The sequence below is a fragment of the Meiothermus sp. genome (genome assembly GCF_025060375.1).
Lineage (GTDB): Bacteria > Deinococcota > Deinococci > Deinococcales > Thermaceae > Meiothermus.
The window spans coordinates 1-16,638 of sequence record NZ_JANXCG010000069.1 but is presented as its reverse complement, the minus strand read 5'-3'; the positions used below and the strand labels follow the sequence as shown (position 1 = coordinate 16,638).

Annotated in this window: 16 protein-coding genes and 1 pseudogene; 8 read left to right on the top strand and 9 right to left on the bottom strand. The window is 66.5% G+C overall.

Going from position 1 to position 16,638, the window contains the following annotated elements:
- Both NZ849_RS08845 and NZ849_RS08840 read right to left on the bottom strand, forming a co-directional pair.
- A partial coding sequence (locus NZ849_RS08845) for a gamma-glutamyltransferase family protein (RefSeq protein ID WP_295406237.1) occupies positions 1–1,359 on the bottom strand: 1,359 nt, incomplete at its 3' end.
- Positions 1,360–1,375: 16 nt separating this feature from the next.
- Positions 1,376–2,140 (bottom strand): TIGR00282 family metallophosphoesterase, encoded by a 765-nt coding sequence (locus tag NZ849_RS08840; RefSeq protein ID WP_295406234.1) that lies wholly within the window; start codon positions 2,138–2,140, stop codon positions 1,376–1,378.
- A gap of 83 nt (positions 2,141–2,223) precedes the next feature.
- Between NZ849_RS08840 and NZ849_RS08835 the strand changes: the two genes are divergently transcribed.
- The 3 genes from NZ849_RS08835 to NZ849_RS08825 are packed head-to-tail and all read left to right on the top strand — an operon-like array spanning position 2,224 to position 5,415.
- Positions 2,224–3,417, top strand: coding sequence for an acyl-CoA dehydrogenase family protein (locus tag NZ849_RS08835; RefSeq protein WP_295406232.1), 1,194 nt, complete (start codon positions 2,224–2,226; stop codon positions 3,415–3,417).
- Positions 3,418–3,472: 55 nt separating this feature from the next.
- Positions 3,473–4,984, top strand: coding sequence for an IMP dehydrogenase (guaB, locus tag NZ849_RS08830; protein WP_295406229.1), 1,512 nt, complete (start codon positions 3,473–3,475; stop codon positions 4,982–4,984).
- A gap of 2 nt (positions 4,985–4,986) precedes the next feature.
- On the top strand, positions 4,987–5,415 hold the full coding sequence (locus tag NZ849_RS08825) for a hypothetical protein (RefSeq protein WP_295406226.1): 429 nt from the start codon (positions 4,987–4,989) through the stop codon (positions 5,413–5,415).
- On the opposite strand, the gene NZ849_RS08820 is transcribed toward NZ849_RS08825, so the two are convergent.
- Entirely contained in the window at positions 5,360–6,880 is a 1,521-nt protein-coding gene (locus NZ849_RS08820; protein ID WP_295406224.1) for an NAD(P)H-hydrate dehydratase, read from the bottom strand. The two genes, NZ849_RS08825 and NZ849_RS08820, sit on opposite strands and share 56 nt — an antisense overlap.
- 49 nt (positions 6,881–6,929) lie before the next feature.
- On the opposite strand from NZ849_RS08820, the gene NZ849_RS08815 reads away from it, so the two are divergent.
- The gene (locus NZ849_RS08815) at positions 6,930–7,655 is read left to right on the top strand and encodes an NAD-dependent deacylase (RefSeq protein WP_295406222.1); all 726 of its coding nucleotides are present in this window, start codon (positions 6,930–6,932) and stop codon (positions 7,653–7,655) included.
- Positions 7,656–7,769: 114 nt separating this feature from the next.
- Here the strand turns inward: NZ849_RS08815 and NZ849_RS08810 are convergent.
- Together NZ849_RS08810 and NZ849_RS08805 are read right to left on the bottom strand one after the other, a co-directional pair.
- Positions 7,770–8,105: pseudogene (locus tag NZ849_RS08810) on the bottom strand (TVP38/TMEM64 family protein); the annotation flags it as partial.
- Positions 8,106–8,414: 309 nt separating this feature from the next.
- Positions 8,415–9,521, bottom strand: a complete 1,107-nt coding sequence (locus NZ849_RS08805) for a class II aldolase/adducin family protein (RefSeq protein WP_295406220.1) — start codon at positions 9,519–9,521, stop codon at positions 8,415–8,417.
- 69 nt (positions 9,522–9,590) lie between these two features.
- Between NZ849_RS08805 and NZ849_RS08800 the strand changes: the two genes are divergently transcribed.
- Positions 9,591–10,664: a glucose-1-phosphate thymidylyltransferase gene (locus NZ849_RS08800; protein WP_295406218.1), complete on the top strand. Its 1,074-nt coding sequence runs from the start codon at positions 9,591–9,593 to the stop codon at positions 10,662–10,664.
- On the opposite strand, the gene NZ849_RS08795 is transcribed toward NZ849_RS08800, so the two are convergent.
- From NZ849_RS08795 to rfbC, 4 genes are read right to left on the bottom strand one after another with little or no spacing between them, the layout of a single operon-like run.
- Entirely contained in the window at positions 10,661–11,515 is an 855-nt protein-coding gene (locus tag NZ849_RS08795) for a glycosyltransferase family 2 protein (protein WP_295406216.1), read from the bottom strand. The two genes, NZ849_RS08800 and NZ849_RS08795, sit on opposite strands and share 4 nt — an antisense overlap.
- 3 nt (positions 11,516–11,518) lie before the next feature.
- Positions 11,519–12,376, bottom strand: coding sequence for a dTDP-4-dehydrorhamnose reductase (gene rfbD, locus NZ849_RS08790; protein ID WP_295406213.1), 858 nt, complete (start codon positions 12,374–12,376; stop codon positions 11,519–11,521).
- 1 nt (position 12,377) lies between these two features.
- On the bottom strand, positions 12,378–13,397 hold the full coding sequence (locus tag NZ849_RS08785) for an NAD(P)-dependent oxidoreductase (RefSeq protein WP_295406211.1): 1,020 nt from the start codon (positions 13,395–13,397) through the stop codon (positions 12,378–12,380).
- Positions 13,394–13,972 carry a dTDP-4-dehydrorhamnose 3,5-epimerase gene (gene rfbC, locus NZ849_RS08780; protein ID WP_295406208.1) on the bottom strand — a complete coding sequence of 193 codons (579 nt, stop codon included), beginning with the start codon at positions 13,970–13,972 and terminating at the stop codon, positions 13,394–13,396. The genes NZ849_RS08785 and rfbC overlap by 4 nt, the downstream gene beginning before the upstream one ends.
- 301 nt (positions 13,973–14,273) lie before the next feature.
- Here rfbC and NZ849_RS08775 point away from each other — a divergent pair, with 301 nt between their 5' ends.
- The 3 genes from NZ849_RS08775 to glf form a co-directional block, all read left to right on the top strand.
- Positions 14,274–14,468 carry a hypothetical protein gene (locus NZ849_RS08775; RefSeq protein WP_295406206.1) on the top strand — a complete coding sequence of 65 codons (195 nt, stop codon included), beginning with the start codon at positions 14,274–14,276 and terminating at the stop codon, positions 14,466–14,468.
- Positions 14,465–15,745 carry a flippase gene (locus NZ849_RS08770; RefSeq protein ID WP_295406204.1) on the top strand — a complete coding sequence of 427 codons (1,281 nt, stop codon included), beginning with the start codon at positions 14,465–14,467 and terminating at the stop codon, positions 15,743–15,745. The genes NZ849_RS08775 and NZ849_RS08770 overlap by 4 nt, the downstream gene beginning before the upstream one ends.
- A partial coding sequence (glf, locus tag NZ849_RS08765; RefSeq protein WP_295406202.1) for a UDP-galactopyranose mutase occupies positions 15,742–16,638 on the top strand: 897 nt, incomplete at its 3' end. The genes NZ849_RS08770 and glf, both read left to right, overlap by 4 nt.

Below are 16,638 nucleotides of genomic sequence, written 5' to 3'. Positions count from 1 at the left end.
GTTCAGCCCGTAGTCGGCCAGGTTGACCACCACCTGCAGGTGCCCCTGGGGCTGCATCGGCCCCCCCATCACCCCGAAGGGGCCCAAAGGCCGCCCTTCCTGGGTGAGGAAGCCCGGAATAATGGTGTGGAAGGGTTTCTTGCCCGGGGCGTAGCGGTTGGGGTGGCCTTCCTGCAGCACAAACCCCGCCCCTCGGTTTTGCAGGGCGATACCCGTCCCCTCCACCAGAATCCCCGAGCCAAAGCCCATGTAGTTGGATTGGATGAAGGAAACCCACAGCTCCCCATCCGCCGCGGCCAGGTAGACCGTGCCCCCCTGGGGACCCCCAGCCTCCCCCTCCAGGGCCTGCTCCCCCAGCCGGGCGCGGAGCCGGGCCAGGTGGGCTGGATGGAGGAGCTCGGTGGCCGAAGTGGTCATGTGGCGGGGGTCGGCCACCTGGGCCCGCACCTCGGCGAGGGCCAGCTTCATGGCCTCAATCTGCAGATGGAAGCCCTCCGCCGAGTCCCGCGGGTGGCGGCCCAGCTCCAGCCCTTCCAGAATTCCCAAAGCCATCAGCGCAGCCAGGCCCTGGGTGGGCGGGGGAATCTGGTGTACCTCCAGACCCCGGTAGTGGACGGAAAGGGGCTCCACCCACTCCACCCGAAAGCCCGCCAGGTCGGCAAGGCTCAGGCAACCGCCGGTGTCTGCGGAAAACTCCGCCATCCGCTGGGCCAACCGCCCCGTGTAGAAGCTCTCGCACCCGGTCCGGGCAAGCTCGAGCAGGGTCTCGGCGTGCTGGGGGCTCCGCCAGACCTCCCCAGGCCGAGGGGCCCGCCCCCCGGGGAAGAAGACCCGCTTGAAGGGCTGGTAGCAGGCCTCCGCCAAAGGCCCGTAGACCATCTCCGCGCGCGCCCAACCCCGGGCCACCTCGGGGGTCACGGCAAAGCCTTCCCGGGCGTAGCGCAGGGCCGGGGCGAACAGGGCTTCAAAGGGCAGGCGGCCAAACCGCTCGTGCAGGGCCCGCCAGGCCGCCGGGGCTCCGGGCACCGTGACCGTAGACCAGCCCCGGGTTGGCACCGTGCCCCCAGCGGAAAAAGTCTGGTAGGAGAGCCCGCTGGGGCTCGCCCCATTGGCGCACAGACCATGCAACCTCCTCCCGTCGTGTACCAGCGCAAAAGCATCCGAACCGATGCCGTTGGAGGTGGGCTCGAGCACCGTCAGGGCGATGGCCATAGCCACCGCCGCGTCCACCGCGCTGCCTCCCTGCAAGAGCATCTCCATTCCGGCCAGGGCGGCCTGGGGCTGGCTGGTGGCCACCGCGCCGCGCCGACCCACCAGCACGTTCCGGCGGGAAGGGTAGGGGTAGTGGTTGAGGTTCACAGGGGACAGTGTACCGCTACGCCGGCTCCTCCCAGCGCAACGGCTGAATGCGGGTACACCGCCCTCCCTCCAGCACCAGCTCCGTGGCGCACAGGACGGCCCGGCCCCGGGCAGCTTTGAAGGGGGTGGGGCGCTGGGTGAGGAAGCGCTCCAGAAAGCTTTCCACTTCGCCCCCAATGATGGAATGGATGGGTCCGGTCATGCCCACATCGCACTGGAAAGCGGTGCCCCGGGGCAGAAAGCCGGCGTCGGCGGTAGGCACGTGGGTGTGGGTGCCCAGAAGGGCGGAGATCCGCCCATCAAAGTAATGCCCCAAGGCGTACTTCTCGCTGGTGGCCTCGGCGTGCACCTCGAGGAGGGCATAGTCGTAGGGTACCTGCTGCAGGAGGACCTCGGTGGTGCGGAAGGGGTCGTAGAGGCTCAGGCCCATCTCCACCTGCCCCATCACCTGCATCACCAGAAGCCGCTCCCCCCCCACCTCCAGCACCCAGTGCCCCCGCCCTGGGGTACCCGGAGGGTAGTTCAGCGCCCGAAGAATCGGCTCGGTCTGGATAAGCTCGTAGACGTCCTTGTGGTCCCAGGCGTGGTTTCCCAGGGTCACCAGGTCAGCCCCGGCCTCGCGCAGCCTCCGGTAAGCCGAGCGGGAAAGACCCTTGCCGTGGTGGGCGTTCTCGCCGTTCACGATGACCACATCGTAGTGCGGCCGCAGGTCGGGCAGACGGAGCGCTACCGCCCGGAGACCTGGCTCACCAAAGACGTCGCCTACAAACAAAACGCGCATGGGGCCAGCTTATCCCAGGAAACCGCTCCCAAAGGTGCAAACGCACAGGGTGGGTTTTAGTACAATCACCTCAGAGGTCCGCCATGTTTGACTTCTACCAGGTGAGCGAGCTGCTTTCCCCTGAGGAGCGCGAGGTCCAGCGAGCCGCCCGCAGGTTTCTGGAGGCTGAGGCCCTACCCCACATCGCCAAGTGGTGGGAAGAGGCCGAATTCCCCACCCACCTCATCCGCAAGTTCGGCGAGATGGGCTTCCTAGGCCCGAACCTCCCCGCCGAGTACGGCGGCCTGGGGGCCAGCGCGGCCACCTACGGGGTGGTGAGCTACGAACTGGAGCGGGTTGACTCCGGACTGCGCAGCTTCTGCAGCGTGCAAAGCTCCTTGGTGATGTACCCCATCTGGGCCTATGGCTCAGAGGAGCAGAAGCGCCTCTACCTCCCCAAGCTAGCCCGCGGTGAGCTGGTGGGCTGCTTCGGCCTTACCGAAGCCGACGGTGGAAGCGACCCCGACTCCAACATGAAGACCCGGGCCCGCCGCGACGGAGACGACTACGTCCTAAACGGCTCCAAGATGTGGATCACCAACGGCAACCTGGCCCACATCGCCATCATCTGGGCCAAGGACGAGGAGGGGGAGGTGCGGGGGTTTATCGTTCCCACCGAAAGCAGGGGGTTTCGCGCCAACAAAATTCAGCACAAAGCCAGCCTCCGGGCCTCCGTGACCAGCGAGCTGGTCTTGGAGGAGGTGCGCGTTCCCAAAAGCGCCCTTCTGCCGGGGGTCAAGGGGCTTAAAGGACCCCTCTCCTGCCTGACCCAGGCTCGCTTCGGCATCGCCTGGGGTGCCCTGGGGGCCCTGGAGGCGGTCTACACCGAGGCTTTGGCGTTTGCGAAGAGCCGGAGCACCTTCGGCGCCCCCATCGCCCGCCGGCAGCTTGTGCAGGAAAAGCTAGTGCGCATGGCCGCTGACCACACCAAGGGGCTTCTGCTGGCCTGGCGGCTGGCCCAGCTCAAGGACCAAGGAAAGCTCACGCCGGCCCAGGTTTCCCTGGCCAAGCGCGACAACGTGAGGGCAGCCCTAAACGGCGCCCGCGCCGCTCGAGAGATCCTGGGGGGTAGCGGCATCACCCTGGAGTACCACAGCATCCGGCACATGCTGAACCTGGAAACCGTGGACACCTACGAGGGCACCCACGACATCCACACCCTTATCCTGGGCCGGGAGCTCACCGGGGAGAACGCCTTAGGGGAAAGCCCCAGGCCCAAAGAGGCAGCCCTGCGCTAACCCTTGGGTGGGAACCCACCCCCTGTCCGCATGCGGCTGCTATACTGCAGGGAATATGCTGGAGGAACCCCAGACCCGCCGCAAAACCGAAAAGGTCCTGCAAGAGGGGCTTACCTTCGACGACGTGCTGCTCATCCCAGCCTACTCCGAGGTGCTGCCCCGTGAGGTGGACACCCGCACCCGGGTAACCCGGAAGCTCTGGCTCAACATCCCCATCCTCTCCGCGGCCATGGACACCGTTACCGAGGCCGAGATGGCCATTGCCATAGCCCGCGAGGGGGGCCTCGGAATCGTGCACAAGAACCTGAGCATCGAGGAGCAGGCCGCCCAGGTGCGCAAGGTCAAGCGCAGCGAGGCGGGAATGATCCAAGACCCCGTCACCTTAGCCCCCAACGCCACCCTGGAAGACGCCGAGCGGCTCATGCGCGAGTTCAAAATCGGCGGGCTGCCGGTGGTGGACCTGTACGGCAAGCTCCTGGGTTTGGTCACCAACCGCGACATCCGCTTTGAGCGGGACATGAGCCGGGTGGTCACAGAGGTGATGACCCCAGTGGAGCGGCTCATCACCGCACCCCCTGGAACCATTCTGGAAGAGGCCGAGGCCCTTCTGCGCCAGCACAAGATTGAGAAGCTACCCTTGGTGGACCACGAGGGGCGGCTCAGGGGCCTGCTCACCCTGAAGGACCTGACCAAGCGGCAGAAATTCCCCTTCGCCGCCAAGGACGCCCAAGGGCGGCTACTGGTGGGGGCCGCAGTGGGGATAGCCAAGGACCTTGAGGCCCGCGCCCAGGCCCTGGTGGAGGCTGGGGCAGACGTGCTGGTGCTGGACAGCGCCCATGGGCACAGCAAAGGGGTTCTGGAGGCGCTCCGGCTCCTCAAGCAAACCTACGGCGACCGGGTTCAGGTCATCGCCGGAAACGTGGCCACCGCTGAAGGGGCGCGGGCCTTGGCCGAGGCTGGGGCGGACGCGGTCAAGGTGGGCATCGGCCCAGGCTCCATCTGCACCACCCGGGTGGTTACAGGGGTGGGGGTTCCGCAAATCACCGCCATCCTGGAGGCGGTCCGTGGCCTGGAGGGCCTAGACGTTCCGGTGGTGGCAGACGGAGGTATCAAGTACTCCGGCGACGTGGCCAAAGCCCTGGCCGCAGGGGCCCATACGGTGATGCTAGGCTCCTTGCTGGCCGGCACCCAGGAGGCCCCAGGCGAAGAGGTTCTGAAGGATGGGCGGCGGTACAAGCTCTACCGCGGCATGGGCAGCATCGGGGCCATGCGGCAAGGCTCGGCCGACCGCTACTTTCAGGAAAGCGGCAGGGGCAGCGGTCCGGTAGAGGCCAAGAAGCTAGTACCTGAGGGCATCGAGGGGATGGTACCCTACAAGGGGCCCGTAGCCGACGTAATCTATCAGGTGGTGGGCGGGCTACGGGCTGCTATGGGCTACTGCGGCACCCCCGATCTGGAGCGCTTCCGCCGGGAAACCCGCTTCACCCGGATCACCGGAGCTGGGCTAACAGAAAGCCACCCCCACGGGGTACTGATCACCAAAGAAGCCCCCAACTACAGCCGCTAGCCATGCCTGCGCCACTCTCCCCCAACCTCATCCGGGCCATCGGCCAGATTCTGGCCGTATCCTACCCCCTTCTGGCCCTCTCCGCTGGGGCCCGCTCCGTCTACCAGCTCTTCTTCAAACCCGGCGTCACGGACTACTTTCCCCCGGCCCTATCGGCGGTGGCAGCCAGCGTCTACCTGGTAGCCACAGTGGCCTTCGTGGTGCGCAAACCCTGGGCTTGGAAGGTCTCGGTGGCCGCCCTTTCCTTTGAGCTGGCTGGGGTGCTTACGGTAGGCACGCTGAGCGTTCTCATGCCCGAGTTCATCGGCCGCACGGTCTGGCACGGCTTTGGGATAGATTACGGCTTCCTGCCGCTGGTCCAGCCCATCCTTGGGCTTATCTGGCTCTTCTGGCCGGAAAACCGGCGGCAGTTCTCCTCGAGCCCGGTCTAGCCCACGCCCCGGCCTCCCAGAAATCCGCAACCCTTCCCGTGCGCAGCCGGGCCGCCGCCTCCGGCAGCGCGTCGGCCACCTCGTGGGCCAGCAGGCCCACCCGACCCACCGCGTCGCCGGCCATCCCGTGCAGGTACACCCCCAGCCGGGCCGCATCCCAGGCCGGCAGACCTGCCGCCAGGAAGGCCGCTATGACGCCCGCCAGCACATCCCCCATCCCCCCGGTCGCCATGGCCGGGTTGCCGGTGGGGTTGACCGCCTGGCGGACGGCCCCCTTCTCGGGAACCCAGGCCAGCACCGTAGGCCCCCCTTTGAGCACCACCACCAGGCTGGGGTAGCGCTCGGCCAGCAGCCGGGCCGCCTCGAGGGGCCGCCGTGCCACCTCCGAGCTGGCCCACCCCAGAAGGCGGCCGGCTTCGCCGGGGTGGGGGGTGAGCACCGCCGGGACCCCCGCCTCGAGGTAGGCCTGTAAGACCCGGGGCTGAAGGGCGTCGGCATCCAGCACGGCAGGACAGCCCAAACCCAAAACCGCCAGCGCAGCCTCCACCCCCCCCTCCCCGGCCCCCATTCCCACCGCCGCCGCCTCGGCCCTAACCCCCTGGAGGCCCGCGGCGCTCCATCCAGCCAAGGGAAGCCGCACCGCCTCCAGGGGTGGGCGCACCTCACAACCCTCCGGGTAGGCCACCGTGACCAGGCCCGCCCCAGCCCGGTAGGCTCCCAGCGCAGCCAGGCTGGGAGCGCCCGTGTAGTTGCGGTGCCCGCCCGCCACCAGCACCCGCCCTACCGAGCCTTTGTGGGCGTCGCCTGGCCGTCTTGGGAGCAGGGTGCGCATGAGCCCGTGGTGCAGAACCTCCGGGAGGCTGGGATCCTCTAGCGCCGCCCTGGGCATTCCGAGGGGCTCTAGCACAATGCGACCACAGGCTGCGCGGTGGGGGTAGAAAAGGTGCTCGTGCTTCAGGCCAGCCAGGGCCACGGTCAGGTGGGCCCGCACATGGGGCGCATAGGGCAGGCCTGAGGGAAGGTCCACCGAGACCACCGGCAGCCCCGAAGCGTTCAGGCGCTCCACCAGCACCGCGTAGGGCCCCTCCAGCGGCCCCCTTAGCCCGGTGCCAAACAGCGCGTCCACCACCACCGTCCGGGCCTCGGGCCGCCAGTCCGACAGGGGGCGCACCTCAAGGCCGTGGGCCTCCAGAGCCCGCCGGGCCACCCCTGCGTCCCCTTCCTGCCCCTCGGGGGCGTACACCTCCACCGCCCGGCCCCAGTGGGCCAGCCAACGGGCCGCCACCAGCCCATCCCCCCCGTTGTTGCCCTTCCCCGCCAGCACCACCACCTTCTCAGAAAACCACCGCAAAAGCCAGCCAGCCACCCCCCGCCCGGCCGCCTCCATCAGGAGCAGGCTGGGGTGGCCCAGGGCCACCGCCCTCCGGTCGGCCTCGCGCATGGCCTCAGGGGTAAAAAGGCGCATAGAACCTCCGGTGTGTATTCTACGGCCCTCGGGCGTGTACACTTCTGCTGTGGATACCCTGCATACGGCTCGAGCCCGCCTCAAAAGCGCCCAACGGGTGGCTGTGCTGACCGGGGCGGGCATCTCCAAACCCTCCGGCATCCCCACCTTCCGCGACGCCACGGGGCTCTGGAAGGACTTTGACCCCGAGGAGTACGCCACCCCTCAGGCCTACGCGCGAAACCCCGAGAAGGTCTGGGCGTGGTACGCCGGGCGCTACAAGAACGTGATGCAAGCCCAGCCCAACCGGGCCCACGCTTTGCTGGCCGAGCTAGAGCGGGAAAAAGGGGAGGGCTTTCTGCTGGTGACCCAAAACGTGGATGGGCTGCACGCCAGGGCCGGGTCAAAGCGGCTGGTAGAGCTTCACGGCAACATCACCCGGGGACGCTGCGAGGCCTGTCAAAAGCGCTTCCCCCTGCCCGACCCGGCCCACTTTACCCCCCCGCCCACCTGCCCGGCCTGCGGCTCCCGGGGCCGGCCGGACGTGGTCTGGTTCGGCGAGCTCCTACCTCCTGGGGCCTTCGAGCGGGCGGAGCGGGCCTTTGCCCAGGCCGAGGTGGCCCTCGTCATCGGCACCAGCGCCGAGGTGGAGCCTGCGGCCAGCCTGGGGCGCATCGCCCACCTGAGCGGGGCCTACCTCATCGAGATCAACCCCGAGCCCACCCCCCTCAGCCGGCTGGCCGACTGCGCCTTGCGCATGGGTGCGGTGGAGGGCATGGAGGCCCTGCTGGGATGAGCCCTGGCGGGCTCTTCTCCGGTCGTAGATGACCCAAGCTGCTAGCCCCAGCAGGCCGAGCAACCCTGCCACCAGGAGGAAAGGCCCCAGCCGGGTAAAGTCCGAGCCGAGCCAGGCCACCACCACCGCCACCGGGGCAGCCCCCAGCGCGGTGGCCAGAAGGAATTTCAGGGGGTGCATCCGCACCAGCCCGGCCACAAAGTTCACGCTATCGGTGGGCACCACCAAGGAAAAGCGCAGGGCCACGATGGCCCAGGGCCCATACCGCTCCACATGGGCCTCCACCTTGCGGCGAATCGGCTCGCTCACAAAGCGGTCCACCACCACCGGCCCCAAAAGCCGGGCCAAGCCATAGCCCACCATGGCCGCCACCACTGCCCCCGTCCAACCCAGCACCCCGCCCAGAACCGGTCCGAAGGCCAGCACCGAGACCAGCATCACCAGGGTCATGGGCACCACCGAAACCAGGGTCTGGGCGATCATCAGCAGGAGGATGGCCAGAGGACCGACCCAGCCCAGGCTGGCTACCCAGGCCCGGATCTCCTCGAGGTTTCCCCTGCTCAAAAGGCGGTAAACTCCCTCCAAGCCCTCCCTCAAGCCCGGCCAGAGGGCGTACAGGCCCAAAAGCCCAGCCAGCAGGAGGGCCAGACCCACCAAAAGCGGCAGCACAGGAAACCTAGACATACCCTTAGGGTAACCGATAGGCCTGGAAAAAACCTCCGCCCCCAACCCGCCGGCTCTCTGGAACAGCCAGAAGGCCTAGCTCATGGGTACCTGGCGCAAAAGCCGCCCCTGGATACGCTCCAGGATATCCTCCAGGCTGCGCCCGGTAATGGTCAGGCCATGGTTCTTGAGACCCACCACCGCGCGGCTGGGGTCAGGGGCTTCCCGCACCTTTTCGGCCACCGCGCTGGCCAGCTCGTAGGTGCCGCAGGGGTAGTTGAACTGGGTGGAGGGAACGTTCTCCATCCAAGCGTGCACGTGGATGATGGCCCCCACCTGGGGGTGCTCGCGGTAGATCATCCAGTGCTCAATGGCGTCCACGCTCACCCGGCGGGGCTCCACATGGGGCGGTACCGAGAGGCGCATGGCGTTCTCCAAGGGGTCGTAGTCGGTAACCAGGAGGATATCCCGACCAATCTCGCGCAGGTTGGCCTTGTCCACCCCGCTCGCCGACATCCAGAAGCGCCGCTCGTCCTTGCGCACCGAGAGGTTGCCGTAGGAGAGGCCCCCGATGCCGTAGAGGCGCTTGACGTGCCGCAGGTCCTCGGGCGGCAAGATCTCCTCTATGGGGAAGGCCGCAGGGAGCAGGTCCCACTCCGCCAGGCGGCGGCCAGCCGCGCTTAGGCTTTCGGTGAGCTCATCGCCCTGCCAAAGCTCGGGCTCGAGGTCGGGCTCAAAGCGGTTGTGCACCACCAGAACCGAGGAGGCAACCGGGTGGATGCGCTCGGCCAACCGCTCGATGAAGCCGGGGCCCTCGGGCTCGTGGTACTGGCCAAGCTCCAAGGTCAGGAAATAGGCCCCCCGCCCCGGCACATAGACCACCAGCATGTTGGAAAGGGCCCGCACCAGGTAGCTGTACAACGCAGCGATGGGGTCTTGGGGAACCTCGGGCAGTTCCAGGAAGGAGACCACCATGGTTCCCTGGGCTCTGCGCCGGTAGGGGGTGGGCTTATCGGCTCGGATGAAGTTCAGCACCGCTCGAGGGGTCTCCTCGGCGGGCGCTGGCCGGTAGCCTTTAGCCTGAAGCGCCTGGGGTAGCTCCTGGGCCACCCGCCTCAACCCCTCGGTGGGCTCGCCAAATAGGGAGAAACTGGGCGGGGTCTTTTCCAGGGAAAAACGGGCATCGTCTCTAGGCTGCACCATAAAAACCCTCCTGACGAACCTACCACCGCTTCCCCGGATTTTACACCACCTTGGTAAACTAAGCCGGCTATGGAACTCAAGGGACTGGTCCTCTCCGGGGGCAAGGGCACCCGCCTGCGCCCCCTCACCCACACCCGGGCCAAACAGCTCATCCCCATCGCCGGAAAGCCCAACCTGTTCTACGCCATAGAGGACCTGGTGGCGGCCGGCATACAGGACATCGGGGTGGTGCTGAGCCCTGAAACCGGGGACGAGGTGCGCTCAGCGCTTGGGGATGGCTCCCGCTGGGGGGTGCGCCTTACCTTCATTGTGCAGGAAGCACCTCTGGGCATCGCCCACGCGGTCAAGGTGGCCCGGCCTTTCCTGGGGGAGAATCCCTTCGTGCTCTACCTGGGCGACAACCTGCTCTCTGGTGGTATCCGCCACCTGGTGGCGGAGTACCGAGAGAGCAGCCCCGCGGCCATCGTCCTCCTCTGCCCGGTGGACGACCCCCGGGCCTTCGGGGTGGTGGTGCTGGACGGGAAAGGCCAGGTGGTGCGCCTGGTGGAAAAGCCCAAGGACCCCCCCTCCAACCTGGCCCTGGTAGGGGTCTACCTCTTCAGCCCGGCCATCCACTCCATCATCGAAGGGCTGAGGCCCAGCGGGCGCGGAGAGTACGAGATCACCGAGGCCATCCAGGGGCTGGTGGACCGCGGCCAGCGGGTGGTGGCCCACCAGGTGCGGGGCTGGTGGAAGGACACCGGCAAGCCCGAAGACCTGCTGGACGCCAACCGGTTGGCCCTATCCCAGGTTGTGCGGCGCATTGAGGGTGAGCTCCTGGAGGCGCAGGTGGTGGGGGAGGTGGTGGTGGAACCAGGGGCCAAGATTGCCCGCAGCACCGTGCGCGGACCAGCCTACATCGGCGCAGAGGCCCTGGTTGAGGACAGCTTCATCGGCCCCTACACCGCCATTGGCAGGGGGGCCCAGGTGGTGGCCAGCGAGGTGGAGTATTCCATCTTGATGGACGAGGCCCAGGTCTACCATCTGCCCTATCGCCTTGACAGCAGCGTGCTGGGCCAGGGGGTGGTGGTGGACGGCAGGGGCACCGCCCGCCGCCACACCCTTCAGCTGGTGCTGGGCGACCGGAGCCGGGTGCGGCTTTAGCCTCCTCCCCCAGGTTGTTGCGCCTGCTCTCGCAAAAGGGGTGAGGTGTCCAGCGAGCCTTCCCGCAGCATCTGGGCGACCAGCTGGTAACCCTGCCGCCGCAGGGGGTTGGGCTCGAGCCACAGGCGCAGGCGGGCCTCGAGCCAGACCGCCTTCCGGTGCAGGCCGTGCAGCGCGGGGTAGTAGTCGCGGCTATACAGCAGCCCTCCCCGGTAGCCCTCGGCCAGGAAGCGGGGGTCTTGGGGGGTGGAGCTGCCCCCCAGGTGCAGCACCCGGCGGGGCACCAGGAGCACCTGCCAGCCCCTGCGGCGGGCCCGGGTGCACCACTCGAGGTCGTCGTTGTAGAAGAAGAAGCGCTCGTCCATCCCCCCCAAGGCCTGGTAGGCCGCGCGGGGCATCAGGGTCAGGGCCCCGGAGATCCAGGCCACCCGGCGGGGGGCCCGCAGGTTCCAGTAGTTTGGGGCGTATAGAGGTCCAAAGGACTGAGGACGCCCCTCCGGGGTGACCAGGGTGGGGCCCACCAAAGCCGCCCGGGGGTTGGCCCTGGCGGCCTCTACCAGGGCCTCGAGGTCACCAGACTCCAGGTACACATCGCTGTTCATCTGCACCAGGTAATCCCCGCCGACCGCCGAAAGCCCCCGGTTGACCGCTGCCGGGTAGCCCCGGTTCTCCACCCGGATGAGGCGGTACTGGGGAAACCGCTCCGCCACAGCCTCGGCGCTACCATCGGTGGAGCCTGAGTCCACCACCACCACCTCGGCGCTGGGGTAGTGGCGCAGAAGCCGCGCCAGGCACTCCAGCAGCACCTCCCGGGCGTTGTGCCCCACCACCACTACGGAAAGGCCGCGCACCCCTCACCCCGCAAGGTGCCCTTTCTCACGAAGGTAGTCCCCAAGGGCCTCCCTCCAAGGGCGGGTCTTCAGCCCCAGAGCGGCGAGCCGCTCGCTGGCGAGGGCTGAGTAGGGGGGTCGCTTCACCGGGGAAGGAAAGGCGCTCGAGGGAATGGGCTCCACCCCAACCCCCAGGCCACACAGCCGCACCGCCTCCTGGGCCAGCTCGTGCCAGGAGCAGACCCCCTGGTTGGCCCCGTGCACCACCCCGCGCACGTCCTTTTCCAAAAGCCCCATGAGGAGCCGGGCCACATCCAGGGTGTAGCTTGGGCTCATGAACTGGTCGGCCACCACCCGCAACGGCCCCCCTGCGCGGGCCTTTTGCAGGATGGTCTCGACGAAGTTGCCCCCCTTGCCGCTGGCCCCTGCCCGGCCGAACACGCTGGAAATCCTGAGCACCAGGGCGTCGTCCAGGGTCATGAGGCAGAGCTGCTCTCCGGCCAGCTTGGAGGCCCCATAGACGTTGATCGGGCGGGGCGGGTCCGACTCGAGGTAAGGCCCCCCCTTAGCCCCGTCAAAAACGTAGTCCGTGCTGATGTAGACGCACTTGGCCCCGGCAGCTCGGGCCACCCGGGCCACGTTCAAGGCCCCCAGGGCGTTCACCCGGAAGGCGCGCTCTGGGTCGGCCTCGCAGGCCTCCACCCTGTGAAAGGCCGCGGTGTTGACGATGGCCGCCCAGTCCCGTCCACCCAGGGCCCGCTCCACCGAGGCCATATCGGCCACCTCGAGCTCCTCATGGGTGAACCCCACCACCTCGTAGCGCTCCGAGAGCACCCGCACCAGGTCGCTCCCCAGCTGCCCCCGGGCCCCGATCACCGCCACCTTAGAGGATGCGCCCATCCAGCTCCACCTCGCGGATGATTTTTTGCCACTCCATCAGGTTCCTGTACCACTTGAGGGTGATGGTGCGGTCGTCGGGCACCACCGCCCCGCTCTCCAAAGCCGCGGCGATCTCCCGCGCCGCGTCGGCCGGGGTGAGCTGGGGAGCATAGCCCAGGGCGCTCCTTATCTTGGCAAAGCTCACCCGGTACGAGCGGTGGTCGGGCAGGCCGTACCACTCAAAGGCGAAGGGCTTGCCCAGGGCCTCGGCAATTTGCTGGGCCAGGGGCAGAATCTGGTAGTTCTGCTCGTCCGAACCCACGTTGAAGACCTGGCCGTTGACCTTCTCCCTGGGGGCCTCCAGCACCATCAGGAAGGCCCTCGAGGTGTCCCGTACATGCACAAAGGGGCGCCACTGGGTGCCGTCGCGCAGGAGGGGGATCTTGCCATCCCGCCAAAGCCCCAGCGTCATGCCATTGATGGCCAGGTCGAAGCGCATCCGGGGCGAAAGCCCGTACACGGTGGCCTGGCGCAGCGCGGTCACGCAAAAGCCCTCGTCGGCCAGGGGCAGGTTGGACTGCTCGGCCCTCAGGTTGGCCTCGGCGTAGGTGGTGAGGGGGTTGGTGGGTGAAGACTCGTCCAGAAGACCCTCCTGGAAGCCGTACACACTGCACGAGGAGGCCAGCACATAGCGCTCAACCCCACGCTCCTTGGCCAGCCGGGCCATGCGCGCGCGGGCCTGGTGGTTAATGGCCAGGGTGGTGGCCGGGTCGAGCTCCCCTGCGGGGTCGTTGGAAAGGGCAGCCAGGTCGAGCACCGCCCACACCCCCTCCAGCACCCCCGGGTCGAAGTCCCGCACATCGGCCCTAACCAGCTCCAGGTTGGGGTTTTCCTGCAGATGGGCTAGGGTCGGCCCGAAGAAGAACCGGTCCAGCGCCCGCACCCGGTAGCCCGCTCCCAGCAACAGCTCCGTGAGGACACTGCCGATGTACCCTCCAGCACCCGTGACCAGCACTGTCTTCATAAGTGCCCCCCATAGGTAAAGTTGTTGTCGGCCTCAGAAAGTTCGGCCAGGGTGGGCAACACCGCGTCCTTGGTCGAGAGGATGGCCTCCTGCCTCAGCGGCCACTCGATGCCCAGGGCAGGGTCGTCCCAGCGGAGGCCCCGCTCGGTGGCGGGGTCGTACTCCGCGGTCACCTTGTACCAGACCATCACCCCTTCCGTAAGGGCCTGGAAGCCGTGGGCGAAGCCCTCCGGTACCCAGAGCATCCGCCGGTTCTCGGCGCTCAGCAAGGCAGCCACCCAGCGGCCATAGGTGGGCGAGCCCTTGCGCAGGTCCACCGCTACGTCGTAGATCTCCCCCCTCAAGCAGGCCACCAGCTTACCCTGGGCAGCGGGGTTCATCTGGTAGTGGAGCCCCCGCACGGTGCCCCGGCGGGAATAGGAGAAGTTGTCCTGAACGAAGTTGCGCCGGATGCCCCCGCGCGCGAACTCCGACTGCTTGAAGGTCTCCATAAAGAAGCCCCGTTCATCGGGGAAAGCCCGGGCCTTGACCAGGATCACGTCTGGAATCGCCAAGGGTTCAAACTCAAAGGGCATGTCTCCTCCCAAGGCCCAAAATATACCCGACCCTGTCCTTAGGGGCGTGTAGAATACGGCAGGTGGACTGGGGTCAGGCTATTCCCGAACACCTTGCCTTTTTAGACGCAGATCGAGCCTGCGTGTTCGGTTCCCATGCCTGGGGCGCGGCCCCCCGCCGCTCCGCCCCGGAGCGCATCGGCAAGATGCTGTGGGCTCTGGGCGAGTTGCCTTGCAGGCCGGTGGCGCTGGCCAAACCCGAGGGGCACCGCCACCGACCCTTCCCGAAGGGTGTGCTGAAGGAAGGAGGCTTGACTCGTGCATGAGCATGGAAGAACAGCAGCGTAAGGCCCTGCGCTGGCTGCGCCAGGCCAGGGGCAACCTGGAGGCCAGCCTTGCCCCGTCGGCTGCCAGCAAGCATGCCCGGGCCGTCCTTTTTGCCCAGCAGACTGGGAAAGGGGCCTTGGAGGCGGTGCGGCGAGCCCAGGACGCCGACCCCTTGGAGGAGACAGGTTGAACCTCTTGCGCCTAGGCCAGCTGCTGCAGGGTCAGACTGCGCAAAACCTGCTGGCGCTGTACGGGGTGCAGTTCGCCAACTACCTGCTCCCCCTCATCACCCTGCCCTTCCTGGCGCGGGTGCTGGGCCCGGAGAGCTTTGGGCTTTTGGCCATAGTGCAGTCCTACAGCCAGTACCTCTCCCTTCTGGTGGAGTACGGGTTTGCCCTCTCGGCCACGCGGGAGGTGGCCCGCCACCGCGAGCACAAGGAAAAGCTAGCCGAGCTGCTGGCGGGTGTCCTGGGGGCCAAGCTGGTGCTGGCCCTGCTCGCGCTGGCCCTGAGTGGGCTGGTCTCCTTTCTCCTGCCCCACCTAAGCCAGAACCCCCTGCTCTTTTGGTCGGGGGTGTTCTGGGCAGTCATGCTGGGGCTGAGCCCGGTCTGGTTTTTCCAGGGCCTCGAGCGCCTGAGGTTCGTGGCGGGGCTCGAGGTAGGGGCCAAGCTGGTGGCCCTCGTTTTCATACTCGCCCTGGTGCGAAGCCCTGCCGACGCCTGGAAGGTGCTCCTGTTCCAAGGCCTAGCCTCAGCGTTCGCCAGCGGCCTAGCCCTGGGACTGGCCTATCGCCAGGCAGGTTTCCGCTGGCCCTCAGCAAGCCTGAGCATACAGGCCCTTCGTAGCGGTTGGAGCATGTTCTTCTTCCGCGCGGCGGTCAGCCTCTACACGGTAGGCAACGTGTTCATACTGGGGCTTTTCGTCCCTCCCCAGCTGGTGGCCTACTACGCTGGGGCCGAGCGGTTGACTAAGGCCTTCCTAGGCTTGCTCGATCCCATTAACCGCACCTTCTTCCCTAAGCTCAGCCACCAGGTGCACGCCTCACCTGAAAAGGCCGCTCGCCTGTCGGGCCAGGTGGTGTGGCTGATGGGCAGTGGGGGTGTGCTGGGTGCCTTTGCGGTGGCTGGGCTGGCACCCTGGATTGTTCCCTTTGTGCTGGGAGACGCCTATGGGGATGCGGTCCCGATCATGCGCATACTGTCCATTCTGATTCCCATGATCGCCCTGAGCAATGCGGTAGGAATTCAGTGGATGCTGGCCTTGGGGCTGGACCGGCCCTTCAATGCCGTGATTCTATGTGCAGGGGTGCTCAACCTGGCGCTAGCCCTGTGGCTAGTTCCCCACCTGGCTCACTTCGGTATGGCCTATGCTGTGGTGCTGGTTGAGGTTTTTGTGACCGCAAGCATGTTCATATACCTCTGGTGGGTTGGCAAGACTCCTTGGCAGATGCGGAGGAAGCCGACATGAAGGTAGACTGGTTGGTCGTGGGCGCAGGTTTTACGGGCGCTGTGCTGGCAGAGCGCATTGCTTCCCAGTTAGACCAGAAGGTGCTGGTTGTGGACCGGCGGGACCACATTGGGGGCAACGCCTACGACTACTACGACGAGCATGGGGTACTGGTGCACAAGTACGGCCCCCACATTTTTCACACCAACAGCCGAAAGGTTTGGAACTACCTCTCGCAGTTTACAGAATGGAGGCCCTACTACCACCGCGTTCTCGCCTCCGTGGAGGGCAGGTTGGTGCCTGTACCCTTCAACCTCAACTCCCTCTATGCCCTGTTTCCCCCCAGGTATGCTGAGCGCCTTGAGGAGAAGCTCATATACACCTACGGATTTGGCGTGAAAATTCCCATTCTCAAGATGAGGGAAGCTGAAGACAGCGACCTGCGTTTCCTAGCAGATTACATATACAAGAACATCTTTTATGGCTACACCCTGAAGCAGTGGGAGCTCAAGCCAGAAGAGCTGGACCCCAGCGTCACAGGCCGCGTGCCGGTGTACATATCCCGCGACGACAGATACTTCCAGGACACCTATCAGGCCATGCCAAAGCACGGCTACACAACGATGTTCGCAAACATCCTGCGCCACAAAAACATCAAGGTTTTACTGAATACGGACTACCGCGAGGTCGTTGAAGACATCAAGTACGCGCGCATGGTCTACACAGGCCCAATTGATGCCTTCTTCGACTACATGCACGGCAAGCTGCCTTACCGCAGCCTTCGCTTTGACTTCATGTACGAAGAGATTGAGCAATTCCAGCCTGTTGGTCAAGTCAACTACCCCAACGAGCACAGCTTCACCCGCCTTACCGAGTTCAAGCACCTTACTGGACAGAAGCATGTGGGTACCACT